This is a genomic window from Micromonospora sp. NPDC126480 (assembly GCF_040302465.1).
In the GTDB taxonomy this organism is placed as follows: Bacteria; Actinomycetota; Actinomycetes; order Mycobacteriales; family Micromonosporaceae; genus Micromonospora.
The window spans coordinates 60730-76680 of record NZ_JBEORU010000026.1 but is presented as its reverse complement, the minus strand read 5'-3'; the positions used below and the strand labels follow the sequence as shown (position 1 = coordinate 76680).

General features: G+C 70.4%; 11 protein-coding genes. 9 read left to right on the top strand and 2 right to left on the bottom strand.

Annotation, left to right across the window (positions count from 1 at the left end; all coding sequences use genetic code 11):
• Positions 1 to 116: 116 nt before the first annotated feature.
• The 9 genes from ABTW87_RS22475 (at position 117) to ABTW87_RS22435 (ending at position 12977) form a co-directional block, all read left to right on the top strand.
• A complete protein-coding gene (locus ABTW87_RS22475) occupies positions 117 to 815 on the top strand; it encodes a sugar transferase (RefSeq protein WP_350652905.1) in 699 nt (232 codons plus the stop codon).
• Positions 812 to 1960 (top strand): DegT/DnrJ/EryC1/StrS family aminotransferase, encoded by a 1149-nt coding sequence (locus ABTW87_RS22470; protein WP_350652904.1) that lies wholly within the window; start codon positions 812 to 814, stop codon positions 1958 to 1960. Before ABTW87_RS22475 ends, ABTW87_RS22470 begins: the two co-directional genes overlap by 4 nt.
• Complete coding sequence (locus tag ABTW87_RS22465) at positions 1957 to 2595, top strand: NeuD/PglB/VioB family sugar acetyltransferase (protein WP_350652903.1); 639 nt, start codon at positions 1957 to 1959, stop codon at positions 2593 to 2595. The genes ABTW87_RS22470 and ABTW87_RS22465 overlap by 4 nt, the downstream gene beginning before the upstream one ends.
• Before the next feature lie 151 nt (positions 2596 to 2746).
• Positions 2747 to 4675 carry a polysaccharide biosynthesis protein gene (locus ABTW87_RS22460; RefSeq protein ID WP_350652902.1) on the top strand — a complete coding sequence of 643 codons (1929 nt, stop codon included), beginning with the start codon at positions 2747 to 2749 and terminating at the stop codon, positions 4673 to 4675.
• A 166-nt stretch (positions 4676 to 4841) separates the two neighbouring features.
• The gene (locus ABTW87_RS22455) at positions 4842 to 6152 is read left to right on the top strand and encodes a lipopolysaccharide biosynthesis protein (protein ID WP_350652901.1); all 1311 of its coding nucleotides are present in this window, start codon (positions 4842 to 4844) and stop codon (positions 6150 to 6152) included.
• A gap of 144 nt (positions 6153 to 6296) precedes the next feature.
• On the top strand, positions 6297 to 7472 hold the full coding sequence (locus tag ABTW87_RS22450; RefSeq protein ID WP_350652931.1) for an O-antigen ligase family protein: 1176 nt from the start codon (positions 6297 to 6299) through the stop codon (positions 7470 to 7472).
• Positions 7430 to 8641 (top strand): glycosyltransferase family 4 protein, encoded by a 1212-nt coding sequence (locus tag ABTW87_RS22445; RefSeq protein WP_350652900.1) that lies wholly within the window; start codon positions 7430 to 7432, stop codon positions 8639 to 8641. The genes ABTW87_RS22450 and ABTW87_RS22445 overlap by 43 nt, the downstream gene beginning before the upstream one ends.
• A 158-nt stretch (positions 8642 to 8799) precedes the next feature.
• Positions 8800 to 11904, top strand: coding sequence for a M14 family metallopeptidase (locus ABTW87_RS22440; protein WP_350652899.1), 3105 nt, complete (start codon positions 8800 to 8802; stop codon positions 11902 to 11904).
• A 143-nt stretch (positions 11905 to 12047) separates the two neighbouring features.
• A complete protein-coding gene (locus ABTW87_RS22435) occupies positions 12048 to 12977 on the top strand; it encodes an NAD(+)/NADH kinase (protein ID WP_350652898.1) in 930 nt (309 codons plus the stop codon).
• Positions 12978 to 12998: 21 nt separating this feature from the next.
• Here the strand turns inward: ABTW87_RS22435 and pgm are convergent, their stop codons facing one another.
• Both pgm and glgC read right to left on the bottom strand, forming a co-directional pair.
• A complete protein-coding gene (gene pgm / locus ABTW87_RS22430; protein WP_350652897.1) occupies positions 12999 to 14645 on the bottom strand; it encodes a phosphoglucomutase (alpha-D-glucose-1,6-bisphosphate-dependent) in 1647 nt (548 codons plus the stop codon).
• Positions 14646 to 14697: 52 nt separating this feature from the next.
• Positions 14698 to 15930, bottom strand: a complete 1233-nt coding sequence (gene glgC / locus ABTW87_RS22425; RefSeq protein WP_350652896.1) for a glucose-1-phosphate adenylyltransferase — start codon at positions 15928 to 15930, stop codon at positions 14698 to 14700.
• Positions 15931 to 15951 lie beyond the last annotated feature (21 nt).

Sequence of the window (15951 nt, the reverse complement as noted above, 5' to 3'; positions counted from 1 at the left end):
CTCTGCGTTGTTCCGACGGGATCAGCACCGACTGTGCTTGTTTGAGCTTTCCCTCACGTCTGTGCCTGATAAAACCCTTCTAAGTGGTTTGTCCGTTTGGCTGGGAGGTAGGAACGGTGCCGGTTGCTGGTGTGGTGACGCTCGAGGGTCCTCCGCGGTCGGTTCCATTCGATCGGGGCAAGCGGGCGTTCGACGTCGTCGCCGCTGCCGTCCTGCTCGCGCTGCTCGCGCCGGTGTTTGCCGCGGTGGCGCTGCTGGTCGCCGTCGGACTGGGCCGCCCCGTGCTGTTCCGCCAGTGCCGCACCGGCCGCTATGGCGAGCCGTTCGAGCTGGTCAAGTTCCGGACGATGCGTCCGCCGGACCCGCGCCGTGGCCTGGTCGAGGATGCCGACCGGCTCACGCCGCTCGGTCGCTGGCTGCGCTCCACCAGCCTGGACGAGCTGCCCACGCTCTGGAACGTGCTGCGGGGCGACATGAGCCTCGTCGGGCCCCGCCCGCTGCTGCCGCAGTACCTGGCCCGCTACTCGCCGACCCAGGCGCGCCGGCACGAGGTACGGCCGGGTGTCACAGGTCTGGCCCAGGTGCGCGGCCGCAACGGGCTGAGCTGGGAGGCGAAGTTCGACCTCGACGTCGAGTACGTCGACAGCCGCTGCCTCCGGCTGGACCTGTCGATCCTCGCCGCGACGGTTCGTACCGTGCTGCGCCGGGAGGGGATCTCGGCGGCCGGCATGGCCACCGCTCCGGAATTCCTCGGCAGCCCGGCGGAGGCGGCACGCCGACCGATGGCGACGGCGCAGCGGGGCGACCACCGATGACGGACACCATTTATCTTTCCCCGCCTGATGTCGGGCCACTCGAGGAGTCGTACCTCGTCGCGGCCCTGCGCTCCGGCTGGGTCGCACCGGTCGGCCCAGACCTGGAGGCCTTCGAGAGCGAGGTCGCCGCGCGCGTCGGCACCCGCGGCGCGGTCGCGGTCAGCTCGGGTACCGCCGCGCTGCACCTGGCTCTGCTCGGAGTGGGCGTCGGGCCCGGCGACGTCGTGATCGTCCCCACGCTGACGTTCGTGGCCACCGCAAACGCCGTCCGGTACACCGGTGCCCGACCGGTCTTCGTCGACTGCGACCCGCGCACCGGCAACCTCGACGTGCCGCTCCTCACCGAATTACTCCGTCGGCTGCGCGCTCGCGGCGAGCGGGTAGCCGCGGTCGTGCCGGTCGACATGTTCGGAAGCTGCGTCGACTACACGGCGCTGCTGCCGGTTTGCCGGGAGGCGGAGGTGCCGGTGGTCGAGGACGCGGCGGAAGCCCTCGGGGCGGCGCACCGCGGCCGGCCGGCCGGGTCGTTCGGCAGGGTCGGCGTGCTGTCCTTCAACGGCAATAAGGTCCTGACAACGTCCGGCGGCGGGATGCTCGTCTCCGACGACCTGCCGCTGCTCGCCCGCGCCCGCCATCTGGCCACCCAGGCGCGGGAGCCCACGGTGCACTACGAGCACCGGGAGACCGGCTACAACTACCGGCTCAGCAATCTGCTGGCCGCACTTGGCCGGGCTCAGCTGGTGCGGCTGACCGGGATGATCGGCCGCCGCCGCCACCTGCGGGACTGGTACGCAAAGCTCTTCGCCCCGGTGCCCGGCGTGGAGCTCGTCGGCGCGGAGGACGCCGAATCCAACTGCTGGCTGACCGTCATCCGGGTCCGGCCGGACAGCTCCGGATGGTCGGCCGCCGACCTGGCCGCCCACCTCGCCACCCGCCGCATCGAGACGCGGCCGGTGTGGAAGCCGATGCACCGGCAGCCCGCCTACGCCGGTTGCGAGAGCCTGCTCACCGGAGCCGCGGACAGCCTTTTCGCGGAAGGGCTGACGCTGCCCAGCGGCAGTGCCCTCACCGAGCGGCAGGTCGCCACGGTGCTCAGCACGATCGAGGAGTTCCTGGCCGCCCGGTCGGAAGTGACCTCGGCGTGACGCCGCTGATCATCGTGGGCTGCGGCGGCCACGGCCGGGAGGTGCTGACCATCGCCCGGGCTGCGGCGGTCGCCGGCGGGCTTCGTTGGCGGCTGGTCGGGTTCGTCGACGACCGGCCATCGGAGGAAGACCTAAAGCGGGTCCAGCGGCTGGAAGTGCCCTACCTGGGTGGACTCGGGTGGCTGCACGACGCCCCACCGGACACCCACCACGTCATCGCGATCGGTGACCCGCAGGTGCGGCGGGCCGTCGCCATGCGGATCGACGCGTACGACATCCCAGCCGCGAGCCTCGTCCACCCAGCGGCGACGATCGGGCCCGACGCGCGGTACGGACCGGGATTCGTCGCCTTCGCGGGTGCCCGCGTCACCACGAACGTGACGATGGGCCGGCATGTCCACCTCAATCAGAACGCCACGGTCGGCCACGACTGCGTGCTCGCCGACTTCGTCTCGGTCAACCCGCTCGCCGCCATCTCCGGCGGCTGCTACCTGGCGGAGGGCGCGCTGGTCGGAGCTGCGGCGGCGGTTCTGGAGGACCTACGGATCGGGCGGGACAGCACGGTCGGGGCGAGCGCCTGCGTGGTGCGAGACGTGCCCGACGGCGTGGTGGTCAAGGGCGTACCGGCGCGCTGATCCCGGCCAGTTCTCACGGCACCGCTTTGCGGTAGGCCCTGAACTCATGAAAACGCCCAAAAGTCACTTCCAAGGCTGTAACAAGGACAAAAGGAACAGAAAATCCCCTCTGCCCTGTGGGGTGGAACCGGTCGAAGACGGGAGTTAGAACATGCCGCAGGACACCGGAAGCGCGCCGAGTGCCGAACAGCGGGTCCGCCGGACCAGGGCGCGCCGCCGCGCCCTGGGTTTCCTGGCCTACGACACCGCGGCCTGGGTGGGCGGCTTCGTCACCGCCGCCTGGACCCGCTACGAGTTCCACCTGCCTCCCGGACAGCTCGGTCGGGCGGCCACCACCGGCGGAATCGCGGCACTGATGTACGTGGCGATCGCCGCGGTGCGCCGGCTCCACTCAGGCCGGCATCCACTTGGGAGCCTTCAGGAGGTGCAGGGCGTCGCCGGCACCGTCGCCACGACCGCAGCCGTCCTGCTGATCGGGCTGCTGCCGTCGGCCGACCGGCCGGTACCCGCCAGCACGCCGCTGGTCGGCGGGGCGCTGGCACTGCTGTTCATGCTCGCCGCCCGCTTCGCTTACCGGCACCGCCGCGACCTCGCGATGCGTCCCGACGTGCGGTCGTCCACGCCGGTGCTGCTCTTCGGCCTCGGCGACGCCGGTCAGGGGCTGCTGCGGGCGATGCTCAGCGACCCGCGCGGCCGGTACCTGCCCGTTGGCGTCCTCGACGACGACCCCGACAAGCGCAACCTGCGCATCGGTGGCGTCCGCGTTCTCGGTGGCCGGGCCGATATCGCCGACGCGGTCCGCCGCACCGGTGCGACCACGGTGATCTTCTCGGTGGCCAACGCGGACGCCGCGCTGGTACGCCAGATCCGCGAGGCAACCCTGCAGACCGGCGCCGCGTTCAAGGTGCTGCCGCCGGTTCGCGACCTGGTCGACCACCGGATCACCGTGACCGACGTACGGGATGTCCAGATCAGCGACCTGCTCGGACGGCGCCAGGTGGTCGGCGAGCTACCGCTGAGCGGCAACAGCCTCGCCGGCCTGCGGGTGCTGGTCACCGGCGCCGGAGGCTCCATCGGATCGGAACTGTGCCGCCAGGTCATGAAGGCCGACCCTGGCGAGCTGATGATGCTGGACCGCGACGAATCCGCCCTGCACGCCCTCCAGATGTCGCTGAACGGCCGGGCCATGCTCGACGGACCCGAGCTGATCCTGGCCGACCTCCGCGACGACGAGCGCATCCGGCGGATCATCCGGGAGCGCCGGCCGGACGTCATCTTCCACGCCGCGGCGCTCAAGCACCTCACGCTCCTGCAGCGCCATCCCGGCGAGGCGGTCCTGACGAACGTGTGGGGCACCCTCTCGGTACTGGACGCCTGCCGCGACGTCGCCAAGTTCGTCAACATCAGCACCGACAAGGCAGCCGACCCGATCAGCGTCCTCGGCTACTCCAAGCGCATCACGGAGCTGCTCACGGCGCACGCCGCTTCCCGCCTTCCCGGCACCTTCCTCAGCGTCCGCTTCGGGAACGTGCTCAGCAGCCGCGGCTCGGTGGTCACGGCGTTCCAGCGGCAGATCGAGGCGGGCAACCCGCTGACCGTCACGCACCCCGACGTCACCAGATACCTGATGACCGTCGAGGAAGCGGTGCGCCTGGTGCTCCAGGCTGCGGAGATCGGCCGGGACGGGGAGGCGCTCGTGCTCGACATGGGCGAGCCGGTGCGGATCGCCGACCTGGCCCGGCAGATGGCCGAGCAGGCAGCCAGCCACGTGCCGATCGTCTACACCGGACTGCGACCCGGCGAAAAGCTGCACGAGGATCTGCTCGGCACCGGGGAAGTCGACGCGCGTCCGCTACACCCGCTCATCTCACACGTCGCCGTGCCGGCGCTCGACCCGCTGGAGGTCAGCGGTCTGGACCCGTACGACGACGCGGAGAAGCTGATCGCCGAACTGGCGGCGCTCTGCGCCCAGCCGATGAGGTCTCTCGCCGACGGCGGACGCCGCGAACCCCTGCCGGCCGGACTGACCTCCGCCCGAGCGGAGACCCGGTCAACGTCGTCCAGTCACCCGGGCTCCTGAGGGTCGGGCCTGCGAGTAGGAGTCGTCGGAACGCTCCGCTCGTTGAGCCAGCGAGACGATCTCAGGACGACGTCGGGAAGGCAACCGGGGCACCGTGACCAATCAGCACGAGGACAAACCGTCTCGGGTCGAGGCCCGGACCGTCGCGCCCGAGCAGCTTGGCCGGATGAGGAGAACGGCGGCCACGGCTCCGACGAAGGGCCGGTCCGTGGTACGGACGGTGGGTCACCTCGTGCTGGCTCAAGCGTTCGTCGGCGCGGCCAGCCTGGTCATCAACATCCTGGCGGCCCGGTCGATGGGGCCGGCGGGCCGGGGCAGTCTGGCGCTGCTGCTCCAACTGACCTACGTGGTCAACCTCCTTGCCGTCGCCGGGTCGGACCGTTCCTACCCGGCGACGGCCCCGGTGGACCGGGGGGCGCGCGCCGCGACGGCCGACATGCTACGCCTCGTCGCACCGGCAGCGGTGCTGGCGATGGCCGCCCTCGGCCCGATCGTCCTCATCATCGACGCGGGTACGCGCCACCACCTCGCCGTGCTGTCGGGGTTCCTGCTCGTCGCCACGGTCCTCGCGCTGAACTCCGCGCTGCGGACCGGTGCCGCCGCCTCCGGCGTCGCCAGCCCGTACCTGACGGCTACGGTCGCCGGTCAGGTGACCCTCGTCGCGGCGGCGGCCGTGCTCACCGCGGGCGGCGCCGACTCCGTCGAAGTGTGGCTGATCGCCTACGGCGGCAGCCTCGCGGTCGCCCCGATGGTGGCGTTCGGGCTGCTCCGCAGAGCCGCGCCGGCACGCCCGGCGCAACGTCACAGCCTGGCCCCCGCCCGCCGTCTCGGCCTGCGGCTGCTCCCAGCCGCGGTCGCCGGCATGATCACGCTCCGCGTCGACCGGATCATGCTGCCGTGGCTCGGCTCCTACGAGCAGTTGGGCCTGTACATCGTCGTCGCGACCGTCGCCGAGCTCGCCATCTGGCCAGTCCAGTCGTACGTGGACGCCCAGGCGCCTCGGTGGCATCAGCGCTTCCTCCAGGGCGACCTACGCGTGTCCAGGCCGCTGCTGGCAGCCACCGCCTACGGCGTCGTCGCCGGAATCGGGCTGATTGCCGCGGGTCATCTGCTCATCGTGCCGGTCCTCGGCGAGGAGTACGCCTCCGCCACCGGCCTTCTCATCCCGCTCGCCGTCGGCGCGGTCGGCTACAGCGTGAGCAGGATGGCAGTCGGACTGGCGGTGGCGACCGAACGCGCGGGCAGCGCACTGATCGCCGACATCCCGTCGATGGTGGTGGCGCTCGGCGCCTATCTCGTCCTGATCCCACGACACGGCGCCATGGGCGCTGCCGTCGGCTCCGCGGTCGCGTACGGGGCCGCCGCGGTTCTAGCAGTGGCCAGCACGCTCGCCGTCACCTCCGGGCGCCCTCATCGCCGCTTCCGCGCACAGTCCACCAACAACCGGTCGCGGCCTCCCTCGCCGACCCGGAACTGACCAACCAGGAGACGTACGATGGCAAACCTGGTGTACCCAACGCCCACCGCGATCTCGCATGATCGCGTCTCGCCGACCGGTCCCCCACATCGTCATCAGGCCCGGCCAGAAGTATCCCTGGTCCTGCTGACCGCCTTGTTCGTCGTGGCCCTCGCGGGGCGAGCCACGCCGGAACGACTGGGCCTGCCCATGGGCGGCGACATGGACCTGCGGATCCCCGGCTGCGCCGCACTATTCGCAGCGGCGCTGCTCTGGCAGATCAGCCAGTCTGCACGGGGGCAGGCCCGTCAGTGGCCGCGAATGTTCCATCTCTTCACGGCGCTGATCGCTCTGCAGATATCGGCGGCCTTCTGGGCGCCGTCCGGCGCGCGGATCGAGCAGGCCACCTGGGATCTGCTGAGCCTGTGGATCCTGGTGCTGATCACCGTCGTCTTCTCCGCTGGTGACCCACGACGCGCCGCGCGGATCCTCCTGGCCCTGTTGCTCGCCGCCGGAATCGCGTACGCCGTCGCCGCCCTGGTCACAGGACCGCAGTTGGGTGGTCGCTACTCCGCCTTCGGCGGTGGACCCAACATCTTCGTCCGAGTCGTGGCGTTGGGAATTATCGCGTCGGTCGGCCTGTTCGCCATCTCCCGCAAGTGGTGGCTGCTCATACCGCTCCCGCTGCTGGCCGCCGCCGCCGTGCTCTCCGGTTCACGGGGTGGCCTGGTGGCACTCGTGGGCGCTGCCACGGCCTTCTTCGTGCTGTTCGCCCGCCGGCGGTTCGTGCTGCTGGTGGGCACACTCGTGATCGGCGGTGCCGTCAGCTGGGGCGTCTGGTCCCTGGTGGGTGCCCGGTTCGAGGAGGTCGCAGAGCGCCGCTACTCGACCACGGGCATCCAGCAGGGTGACTTCTCCGCGCGGCCAGAACTGCTGTCCCACGCCTGGGAGATGTTCAAGAGGAATCCGATCACCGGCGCGGGAATGGACAGCTTCCAAGTCGAGGTCGGCTTCGGTTATCCGCACAACTACTTCGCCGGGCTGGCGGCGGAGACCGGGCTGGTCGCCATTCTCCTGGCGGTGCTCGTCATCGGTAGTTGGTGGCGCCAGGGGCGGAGGTGGTCCGCCGCCCCCGGTGAACAGATCACCTGCGCCGTGGGAGCCATCTACGTGCTGTTGGCCAGCATGTTCTCCGGCGACTACTTCGACACCCGGTTCTGCTGGATCCTCGCCGTCGTGGCCGTGCTCGGGGCTCGCCCCAAGACTTACCCGTCCAGAAACCAGATGGAGATTCCACCATGGCATCACACCAGTCCACGACGCGGCGCGTCCTCGTTCTGAACCACTACGCCAAACCGCTGTCACACGCGGGAGGCACGCGTCACGTCGAACTCTTCGGCCGGCTGCGCGGCTGGCACTGGAGCATCGTCGTCGCGGGTCTGGACCACGTCACCCACCGCCGGTACACACCAGAGGATCCGCACTTCGTCACCGTTCCGGTGACCAGCTACACCCGAAACGACTACCGACGAGTGCTGAGTTGGTTCACCTACTCGTGGCGGGCCTTCCTGGCGGGTCTGCGTCAGCCGCGTCCGGACGTGGTGTACGCGTCGACACCGCACATTCTGGCTCCGGTCACCGGTTGGGCGCTCGCCAGGCTCCGTCGAGCCCGGTTCGTGCTGGAGGTTCGCGACCTTTGGCCGGAGGCGATGGTCAGCACCGGGTATCTGCGTCGAGGATCGGCGATCCACCGTCTCCTTCAGGCCCTTGAACACTGGATCTACCGTCGCGCCGACCGCATCGTCATGGTGGCGCACGCCTGGCACTCGTACTTCGGGGACGCCGGAGTGGATCCGGCGAAGCTGGTCTGGGTGAGCAACGGCGCCGAGCCCGATGACTTCAGGCTGCGCCCCGACACCTACCAGCCGTTGCGCGATCGGGTCCCGGTCCGGGGCAAACTGTTCGTCTTCGCCGGTTCGCACGGCCCGATCAACGGCCTCGACAGGCTCCTCGATGCGGTCGCGGAGGTGCCCGAGCACACTTTCGTCCTTATCGGCGACGGACATGACAAGGAGCAACTTGTCCTCCGAGCCCGCACTGAGGGCCTGACCAACATCCATTTCCTCGACGCGATGCCCAAGGAGGAACTGCGCGGCGTCCTAGGCGGGGCAGACGTCGGCGTTCATGTTCTCGCCGACAGTCCCGTCTACCGCATGGGCGCCAGCCCGAACAAGCTCTACGACTACCTGGCAGCCGGCATACCCGTGATCAACAACTGCCCAGGTGAGCCAGAGGACATCCTGGTGTCGAGCGGGTCAGGGCTGACGGTGGAGACCGACGAACTGGCTGCAGGCCTTCGTAAACTCGCCGAGCTGGACGACGCATCCCTGCGGGAGATGGGACGGCACGGGCGGCGGTACGTCGAGGAGCACCGCTCGCGCACCATCATGGCCGCACGCCTGCAACGACTGCTGGACGAGGTGATCGGCCGTAGTCCGGCAGCCAGCTAAGTGGATGTTCGTGGGCGCCGACCCGCGGATCGCTGGTCGCGCCCCGACCGACCACGTCAGCCCGCACACCGGCCGTCGGGTCCGCCCCTTTGGTCATTGACATGCGTCATCACACTCGGAAGGCTCGCTTCACAGGTCCTTCCACACCAGGAGGCGCAATGAGGCGCACGCGGCTGGCGATCGCCGGCGTGTTCACTCTGGTCGGCGCACTCGCGTTGACCGCACCGGCAAGCGCACGGCCTCCGTCCGATCCGGACGGCCGTGACGGTCTGGAGGTGTACGTCGGGACGGTGAGCCCAGAGCAGCTGGAGAAGCTGCGCCACGCCGGGGTCGACCTCGGCCACGAGCACACGGAGACCGACCGTTCCGGGGCGACCCGCATCGAGACGGTGCTCAGCAAACGGCAGGCGGCGAGGCTGGCCGGCCAGGGCGTGAAGCTGGAGGTCAAGAAGGTACGCGGCAAGGAGGCCAGCCGGGCGCTGCGCGAGCAGGCGGCCAGCGGCTGGTCGGCGTTCCGCTCGTACAGCGAGCCCGGCGGCATCCGGGACGAGATCACCGCCACGGCGGCCCGTCACCCGAAGCTGACCAAGGTGCAGACCATCGGCCGCAGCCATCAGGGCAAGCCGATCCTCGCGGTCAAGGTCACCAGGGACGCGAAGAAGGTGCGGGACGGCAAGCGGCCGGCGGTGCTGTACGCCAGCGCGCAGCACGCCCGCGAGTGGATCACGCCGGAGATGACCCGGCGCCTGATGCACCACGTGCTCGACAACTACGGCAAGGACCGGGAGATCACCCGGCTGGTGGACACCACGGAGCTGTGGTTCGTGCCGGTCGCCAACCCGGACGGCTACGACCACACCTTCACGCCGGGCAACCGGCTGTGGCGCAAGAACCTGCGGGACAACGACGGTGACGGTCAGATCACCACCGCCGACGGCGTGGACCTGAACCGCAACTTCAGCTACAAGTGGGGGTACGACAACGAGGGCTCCTCCCCCGACCCGAACAGTGACACCTACCGCGGGCCGGGGCCGAACTCGGAGCCGGAGACCAAGGCGCTGGACCATCTGTTCCGGCGGGTCGGCTTCGAGTTCCTCGTGAACTACCACTCGGCGGCCCAGTTGCTGCTCTACGGCGTGGGCTGGCAGGTCAGCACGCCCACTCCGGACGACGTGATCTACGAGGCGATGGTCGGTGACGACGCCAACCCGGCGGTGCCGGGCTACGACCCGGACATCTCCGCCGAGCTGTACACCACCAACGGCGACACCGACACGCACGCCACCGTCCGGTACGGCACGTTGGGCTTCACCCCGGAGATGTCCACCTGCCAGGCCGCGGCGGCCTCCGACCCGGACGACGAGTGGCATCCGGAGGACTGCGTCAGCAGCTTCATCTTCCCGGACGACGAGGACCTGATCGCCGCGGAGGTGGCGAAGAACCTGCCGTTCGCGCTCGCGGTGGCGAAGTCGGCGCACGACCCGGACGACCCGGTCTCGGTGGTGGGCCGCAGCACCGCCGACTTCGTGGTGGACGCCTTCGACACGTCGTACGGGCGCAACCAGCAGGTCGCCTCGACCACCCGCCGGGCGCTGAAGAACGTCCGGATGCACTACACGGTCAACGGCGGCCGGACGAAGACCGTCAGCGTCCGGGAGTGGCAGGGCGGCGAGCGGTACGGCAACACCCACGACGACTACTACGCCGAGCTGCGCGGCACGGTGACCGGGACGCGACCGGGCGACCGGGTCGAGGTGTGGTTCAGCGGAAACAAGCCCGGGAAGGGCAAGGTCAGCAGCGACCGCTTCACGTACCAGGTGCACGACGACATCGGCGGCGAGGTCCTGGTGCTGGCGATGGAGGACGTGACCGGTCTGAGCCCGGCCCAGGACACGACCACGGCGAAGTACGCCGACGAGATGGCCGCGGCGCTGACCGCCGCCGGGCGCACAAGCGACGTGTACGACTTCGACGCGATGGGTCGCGCGGCGCCGCACCACCTGGGGGTGCTGTCGCACTACAAGACGGTGCTCTGGGAGACCGGTGACGACGTGATCCTCCGCGAGCCCGGGCAGGTGCCGGGCACCGCCGCACGGGCCGCGCTGGACACCGAACTGGCCGTCCGGGACTACCTCAACGAGGGTGGCAAGCTCCTGCTCAGCGGCAAGTACGCGCTGTTCGCGCAGGCCGCCAACGGCGCGTACGCGTACCACCCGAACGCGCCGGCGGAGTGCACCGATCCCGACGACGCCACCTGCCTGCCGCTGCTCAACGATTTCCAGCAGTACTGGCTGGGCGCGTACACGTACGTCAGCGACGGCGGCACCGGCGAAGACGGGCCGTACGCGCTGACCGGCGACGACGGCGCCTTCGCCGGTTTCGAGGGCACCCTGAACGCCCCGGGCTCGGCGGCGAACCAGGACCACACCGCGTCGTTCCTGACCACGTCGAGCTTCCTGCCGCGGGACCAGTTCCCGCAGTTCGCGAGCTCGGCACCGGTCGGCTGGGTGCGGCCCGGGTCGGCCCCGTTCGACCCCCGGACCGGCGACTGGTACCTGTGGAGCGGGCAGGCCGACGAGTCGTACAAGCGGCTCACCCGCACCATCGACCTCACCGGCGCCAGCAGCGCGGAGCTACGCTTCCACACCTCGTACGACATCGAGCCGAACTGGGACTACATGATCGTCGAGGCGCACGAAGTGGGCAGCGACGACTGGACCACGCTGCCGGACGCCAACGGCCGCACCGGCACGGGCACCGGCGACAGTTGCGCCTCGGGCTGGGTCGAGCAGATCCACCCGTGGCTCGCCCGGTACCAGGGTGAGGACTGCTCGCCGACCGGCACCACCGGCACCTGGAACGCCGTCACCGGCGCCTCGGGGGGCTGGCAGGAGTTCGTCGCCGACCTCTCCGCGTACGCGGGTAAGCAGGTCGAGGTGTCGATCTCGTACGTGTCGGACTGGGGCACCCAGGGTCTCGGGGTCTTCCTCGATGACGCCCGGGTGATCGTGGACGGGGCGGCGGTCAGCGAGACGTCGTTCGAGACTGCCGACCTGGGCGGCTGGACGGTGGCCGGTCCGCCGCCGGGTTCGCCCGGCAACAGCTCCGACTGGTCGCGCAGCCAGCAGGCGTTCGAGGAGGGGTCGGCGGTGGTCACCACGGACACCGTCTACCTCGGCTTCGGGCTGGAAGGGCTCGCCCCGGCGGCCCGTGACGACCTGGTGAAGCGGGCGCTGACCCACCTCGGGACGGCCCGCCGCTGACGGTCCTCTCTCCGGTGCGCCGGCGGTCCACCCGGACCGCCGGCGCACCTGCCGTCTCGGAGCGGTCCTGTCGGCCGGCCCCGGGAGGTCGACAGCGGCGCGAAGCCCGCCGGGGACGACCACGAATGTGGTGAGCTGGGAACATGGATCGGATCCGACTCGGGTTGGTGCTGCACCCGACCCGGGACGTCTCCGAGGTGGTCGACATCATCGCCGACTGGGTCGCCCGGTACCGGATGACGCTGGTGGTGCGCGCCGAGGACCGGCACCGGGTGCCCGCCACGGTGGAGGCGGTGCCCGCCGACCAGGTGGCGTCGTCCTGTAACGCCCTGATCAGTATCGGCGGGGACGGCACGATGCTCGGCGCGCTACGCTCGGCGGTCCACGACCCGAAGCCGGTGCTCGGGGTGCACCTGGGTCGGCTGGGGTTTCTGGTCGAGGTGGAGCCGCCGGAGCTGCCGGCCGCGCTGGAGCGGTTGGCGAACAGGGACTTCACCGTGGAGCGGCACAGCTGCCTGGCCTGTGACGTCTGCGGCGACGACCTGGTCGCGTTCAACGACATCGCGCTGGTCCGGCAGCCCGGGGCGGGCTTCGTCACGGCCACGCTGGCCGTGGACGGGCAGCGGTACGGCTACTACCGCTGCGACGCGCTCGTGGTGAGCACGCCGACCGGGTCGACCGCGTACAGCTACGCGGCGGGCGGCCCGCTGGTGTCACCGGCGAGCGACGCGGTGGTGGTGACGCCGTCCGCGCCGATGGCCGGCATCTCCCGTTCGGTGATCCTCTCCCCCGACGAGCGGATCCGCCTGGAGCTGACTGCGGGCTCCGCGCCGGTCGCCGTGGAGGTGGACGGCCTGGTGATCCGGGACGCCGCCACCGAGGGCGCGGTGGAGGTGTCGTATCGCCGGGACGCGGGTCTCGTGGTTCGCCTCGACCCGCGCCGCTACCAGGAGCGCAACCAGCTCAAGCTGAGCCTGCTGGACCTACCCCTGCTCCCGGAGCAACTCCGCGAACTCCTCCCGGAATCCCTGCGCGAGCAGCTGAACCGCCGCGAGTTGTCCCCACCCCGCTGACCCGCGGGGGATTGGACGCCGTCAGGCCCCTGCCAGCACCGACGACACCAGGCTCCTCGCTTCTTCCTGGATCCGGGTCAGGTGCTCGGGGCCCTGGAAGGACTCGGCGTAGATCTTGTAGACGTCCTCGGTGCCCGAGGGGCGGGCGGCGAACCAGCCGCTCTCCGTCGTCACCTTGAGGCCGCCGATCGGCGCGCCGTTGCCCGGCGCGGTGGTGAGCGTGGCGGTGATCGGCTCGCCGGCCAGCTCGGTGGCCGTCACCTGCTCCGGGGAGAGCTTGCCGAGCACGGCCTTCTCCGCGCGGCTGGCCGGGGCGTCGATCCGCGCGTACGCCGGCGCGCCGAACCGCCCGGCCAGTTCCGCGAAGTGCTCGCTCGGGGTCCGACCGGTCACCCCGATGATCTCCGCAGCGAGGAGGCAGAGCAGGATGCCGTCCTTGTCGGTGGTCCAGGTGTTGCCGTCGCGGCGCAGGAAGGAGGCGCCGGCGCTCTCCTCGCCGCCGAAGCCCACCGCGCCGTCGAGCAGCCCCGGCACGAACCACTTGAAACCGACCGGCACCTCCAGCAGCGGGCGGCCCAGGTCGGCGGCCACCCGGTCGATCATGGACGAGGAGACGAGCGTCTTGCCGACGGCCGCGGCCGGCCCCCACTCGGAGCGGGTGCGGAACAGGTGGGCGATCGCCACCGCCAGGTAGTGGTTCGGGTTCATCAGGCCCGCGTCGGGGGTGACGATGCCGTGCCGATCGGCGTCGGCGTCGTTGCCGGTGGAGACCTGGAACCGGTCGCGGGCGGCGATCAGCGAGGCCATCGCGTTCGGCGACGAGCAGTCCATTCGGATCTTGCCGTCCCCGTCCAGCGTCATGAACCGCCAGGTCGGGTCGACCGTGGGGTTCACCACGGTGAGGTCGAGGCGGTGCCGCTCGGCGATCTCGCCCCAGTAGGCGACGCTGGCGCCGCCGAGTGGGTCCGCACCGATGCGGACCCCGGCCGCGCGGACCGCGTCGAGGTCGAGCACCGCCGGCAGGTCGTCCACGTACCGGCCGAGGAAGTCGTACGTGCCGGTGGTGTCGGCGGCGCGCGCCCGCGCGTACGGGATGCGGCGCACCTCCTTGAGCCCGGCGGCGAGGATCGCGTTCGCGCGGTCCTGGATCCACTTCGTGACGTCGGTGTCCGCCGGCCCACCGTGGGTCGGGTTGTACTTGAACCCGCCGTCGTCGGGCGGGTTGTGCGACGGCGTGATCACGATGCCGTCGGCGAGCCCGCTGGTCCGGCCCCGGTTGTGGGTGAGGATTGCGTGCGAGACGGCCGGCGTCGGGGTGTAGCCGTCGCGGCTGTCGAGCAGGACGGTGACCTCGTTGGCGGCGAGCACCTCCAGCGCGTCGACCGCGGCGGGCGCGGAGAGCGCATGCGTGTCCCGGCCGAGGAAGAGCGGGCCGTCCAGGCCACGCTCCCGCCGGTAGTCGCAGAGCGCCTGGGTGACGGCGAGGATGTGGTCGGAGTTGAAGGCGTTGCGCAGCGACGAGCCGCGGTGCCCGGAGGTGCCGAAGGAGACCTGCTGGGCCGGGTCCTCCGGGTCCGGGTGCTCCGCGTAGTACGCGGTTACCAGCATCGGCACGTCGACCAGGTCGGACGGCTGGGCGGGCTGCCCGGCGCGGGGATGCTTGCTCACGGTGCCTGCCTTTCGCTCGCGACTGCGGGGCTCGCAAGCTCACTCCTCGCGCTCACGGTTCCACCTTCTGGCCTTTGCCGATTACCACGATGCCGTTGTCGGAGACGGTGTAGCGCTGCCGGTCCTTCTCCAGGTCCACGCCGATCTCGGCGCCCTCCGGCACGATCACGTTCTTGTCGAGGATGGCCCGGCGGACCACGGCGTGCCGGCCGATGTCGACGCCCTCCATCAGCACCGCGCCGTCGACGTGCGCCCAGGAGTGGACCTTGACCTTCGGCGAGACGATCGAGTTCTCCACCAGCGACCCGGAGATCACCGCGCCGGGCGAGACCATCGAGGCGACGGCCCGGCCGACCCGCTCACCCCACTGGTGCACGAACTTCGCCGGCGGGAACGGCGGCTGCTCGGTGTAGATCGGCCACTCGAAGTTGTAGAGGTTGAACACCGGGTGGACGTTGATCAGGTCCATGTGGGCGTCGTAGAAGGAGTCGAGCGTCCCCACGTCCCGCCAGTACCCGCGGTCGCGGTCGGTGCTGCCCGGCACCTCGTTGTCACGGAAGTCGTAGACGTTGGCCTCGCCGCGGTCGACAAGCATCGGGATGATGCTGCCACCCATGTCGTGCTTGCTGGACTTGTCCTCCGCGTCGCGCTCGACCGCCTCGCAGAGCGCCCTGGTGGTGAAGACGTAGTTGCCCATCGAGGCGTAGATCTGGTCGGGCGCGTCGGGCAGGCCGACCGCGTCGGTGGGCTTCTCCCGGAAGGCGCGGATCCGCCGGCCGTCCTCGCCGACCTCGATGACCCCGAACTGGTCGGCCATGGACAGCGGCTGCCGGATGCCGGCCACGGTCACGCCGGCGCCGGAGGCGATGTGGTCCTCCACCATCTGCCGGGGGTCCATCCGGTAGATGTGGTCGGCGCCGAAGACGATCACGTAGTCCGGCTGCTCGTCGTTGATCAGGTTGAAGCTCTGGTAGATGGCGTCGGCCGAGCCGGCGAACCACCACGGGCCGCGGCGCTGCTGGGCGGGCACCGGCGTGACGTAGTTGCCGAGCAGCGTCGACATCCGCCAGGTCTTGGTGATGTGCCGGTCCAGTGAATGGGACTTGTACTGGGTCAGCACGACGATCTTGAGGTACCCGGCGTTGGCCAGGTTGGAGAGCACGAAGTCGACCATGCGGTACATCCCGCCGAACGGGACGGCCGGCTTGGCCCGGTCCTGGGTGAGCGGCATCAGGCGCTTGCCCTCCCCACCCGCCAGGACGATCGCGAGCACCTTGGCAGCCATGTCCCGACGCTAGCGACCCCG